Annotated in this window: 1 protein-coding gene and 3 pseudogenes; 3 read left to right on the top strand and 1 reads right to left on the bottom strand. The window is 48.4% G+C overall.

Going from position 1 to position 3223, the window contains the following annotated elements; translation table 11 throughout:
- Positions 1 to 62 precede the first annotated feature (62 nt).
- Positions 63 to 992: pseudogene (gene trhO / locus A7090_RS25115) on the bottom strand (oxygen-dependent tRNA uridine(34) hydroxylase TrhO); the annotation flags it as partial.
- A gap of 224 nt (positions 993 to 1216) precedes the next feature.
- Here trhO and lpxL point away from each other — a divergent pair.
- The 3 genes and pseudogenes from lpxL to A7090_RS25100 form a co-directional block, all read left to right on the top strand.
- Positions 1217 to 2137 (top strand): kdo(2)-lipid IV(A) lauroyltransferase, encoded by a 921-nt coding sequence (gene lpxL / locus A7090_RS25110; RefSeq protein WP_105275885.1) that lies wholly within the window; start codon positions 1217 to 1219, stop codon positions 2135 to 2137.
- Positions 2138 to 2306: 169 nt separating this feature from the next.
- Positions 2307 to 2492: pseudogene (locus tag A7090_RS25105) on the top strand (hypothetical protein); the annotation flags it as partial.
- Positions 2493 to 2527: 35 nt separating this feature from the next.
- Positions 2528 to 3163, top strand: a pseudogene (locus tag A7090_RS25100) (recombinase family protein); the annotation flags it as partial.
- Positions 3164 to 3223: the final 60 nt, after the last annotated feature.

Here is a 3223-nt window from a genome sequence, read left to right as displayed (position 1 = left end):
CCCTGGAAAGTTGATCTGAGCTCTCAGTAAATATCAATACGGTTCTGACGAGCCGCTTACCTTTCTTCACAGCAAATCTCACTACAACAACCTTTGTATTTCTCCGCACATACCTGACACTGAATAAACAGCAGGTGGCAGCCATCATTTTTACAGTTGGTATGGCTGTCGCACGGCGCGCCGCACTGGTGGCAATGCGCGATAATCTCGTCAGAAATACGTTCGCCCATCCGCTCATCAAAAACAAAATTTTTGCCAATAAAACGCACCGGTAAGCCCTGCTCGCGTGCCTTACGGGCGTATTCAATAATACCGCCCTCTATATGCCAGACTTTATTGAATCCGTTATGTTTCATCCAGGCACTGGCCTTTTCACAACGAATGCCGCCGGTGCAGTACATGACGATTTTTTTATCTTTATGTGACTGCATCATCTCGACGGCTTTTGGCAGCTGCTCACGGAAGGTATCTGCCGGAATTTCCACCGCGTTTTCAAAGTGCCCAACTTCATACTCATAGTGATTACGCATGTCGATAAACAGTGCATCGGGATCGTCAAGCATGGCGTTCACTTCTGCCGCTTGCAGATACTCACCAACATTGCTGGCATCAAAGTGAGGATCGTCAATGCCGTCGGCAACGATGCGATCGCGTACCCTCATGCGCAGCACCCAGAAGGATTTCCCGTCATCATCCAGCGCGATATTCAGCCGTAAGCCCTCTAAAGCTGGGTCGAAGGCATATAGCTGTGCGCGAAATGTTTCAACATCGCTCGCAGGTATGCTGATTTGCGCGTTAATGCCCTCATGCGCCAGATACACTCGCCCAAAAATATTCAACGCGGTAAACAGCTGATATAAAGCATCACGGGTCGCTTTAGGATCGGCGATGTAGAAATACTTATAAAACGAAATGGTGGTTCGCGGCTCGCTCTCGGCCAACATTTTGGCTTTTAACGCGTCGTTGGAAATGCGGTTGTGTAACACTGGCATGGTGTACGGTTCCTGCGAGATGGGAAAGTAAAAATCCGCGGCATGATATAGCAATTATCGATAATTAACATCCACACATTTTACGCTACATTTACGCATAAAAAATTATTTGTTATTTACAATCGCGGCAATTTCGCCCAGTCTTCAGTCACTAATTTTGGTTGCGGACGAAAAAATGCGACAATACATACAATTGCCCGTATAGGTTGAAAAACAGGATTGATATGACGAATCTACCCAAGTTCTCCACCGCACTGCTTCATCCGCGCTATTGGTTAACCTGGTTGGGTATTGGCGTACTTTGGTTGGCCGTGCAATTGCCCTACCCGGTTATCTACCGCCTCGGTTGTGGATTAGGAAAACTGGCATTACGTTTTATGAAACGACGCGCAAAAATTGTGCATCGCAACCTGGAACTGTGCTTCCCGGAAATGAGCGAACAAGAACGCCGTAAAATGGTGGTGAAGAATTTCGAATCCGTTGGCATGGGACTGATGGAAACCGGCATGGCGTGGTTCTGGCCAGACCGCCGGATCGCTCGCTGGACGGAAGTGATCGGTATGGAACACATTCGTGAGGTGCAGGCGCAAAAACGCGGCATCCTGTTAGTTGGTATCCATTTTCTGACGCTGGAGCTGGGTGCGCGGCAGTTTGGTATGCAGAAACCGGGGATTGGCGTTTACCGCCCGAACGATAATCCACTGATTGACTGGCTTCAAACCTGGGGCCGTTTGCGCTCAAATAAATCGATGCTCGATCGCAAAGATTTAAAAGGCATGATTAAAGCACTGAAAAAAGGCGAAGTGGTCTGGTACGCACCGGATCATGATTACGGCCCGCGCTCAAGCGTTTTCGTCCCGTTGTTTGCCGTTGAGCAGGCGGCGACCACGACCGGAACCTGGATGCTGGCGCGGATGTCCGGCGCATGTCTGGTGCCCTTCGTTCCGCGCCGTAAGCCAGATGGCAAAGGATATCAGTTAATTATACTGCCGCCGGAGTGTTCTCCACCGCTGGATGATGCCGAAACCACTGCCGCATGGATGAACAAAGTGATCGAAAAATGCATCATGATGGCACCAGAGCAGTATATGTGGTTGCACCGTCGCTTTAAAACACGCCCAGAAGGCGTTCCTTCACGCTATTAAATCTCCCATGCCAGATGCTTCAGAATGGCATCCGGCATTACCACAGCAAATCCCCCTGATTTAGCGATAAAAGCTCTCTGGATTGCGCCCCCTGGAAGTCGGGCGCATAATTAGCGTGCTTACCTTTTTTCTATGTTCACCGCGCCTGGCGCACCAACAGCGGATTGCTATGTCACCCTGTGAAAATGACACCCCTATAAACTGGAAACGAAACCTGATCGTCGCCTGGCTAGGCTGTTTTCTTACCGGTGCCGCCTTCAGTCTTGTGATGCCCTTCTTACCCCTCTACGTTGAGCACCTTGGCGTTACCGGTCACTCGGCCCTGAATATGTGGTCCGGTATTGTCTTCAGTATAATGGGTTCCTAAACACATCATTTTAGGTATTGAATATGAGACGGGCAATCAGCTACATCAGATTTTCAAGTGAACGACAACTAAAAGGGGACTCTGTACGCAGACAATCTAAGCTGGTTACTGACTGGCTTGATAAGAACCCTGAGTTTTACTTGGATTCATCCTTGAGCTTTAAAGATTTGGGGAAAAGTGCTTTTAGTGGTAAGCACCTGAAAGGTGGTCTAGGTGACTTTCTAACCGCTATCGAGAAAGGGCTTGTTAAAGCTGGTGATACGCTACTAATCGAGAGTTTAGACCGTCTGTCACGTCAGGATATTGATATTGCTTCTGAGCTATTACGCCGTATCTTAAGGGCTGGTGTAGATGTAGTCACCCTGTCCGATGGTGAACATTACACACGAGAAAGTTTAAAAGACCCGTTATCCCTGATTAAAAGCATTCTGATAATGCAGCGGGCGCATGAGGAAAGTCTGAGGAAGTCTGAGCGTGTCCAAGCTGCATGGAACCGTAAAAAAGAACTCATCTCTGAGGGTATCAAGATTTCTAGGCGTTGTCCTGCATGGTTAAGGCTGAATGATGACCGTCGAACATTCACTATCATCCCCGATAAAGTGGAAGTTGTTAAACGAGCATTTGACCTGAGATTACAGGGTTTAAGCTTTTGGGCTATCTGAACCGCCCCGGGAATCCTGGAGACTAAACTCCCTGAGAAAGAGGTAAACAGGATGACT

It is taken from the genome of Escherichia sp. MOD1-EC7003 (assembly GCF_002965065.1).
GTDB lineage: Bacteria > Pseudomonadota > Gammaproteobacteria > Enterobacterales > Enterobacteriaceae > Escherichia.
The sequence above is the reverse complement of the archived record's forward strand: the minus strand, read 5'-3'. Positions and strand labels throughout refer to the sequence as shown.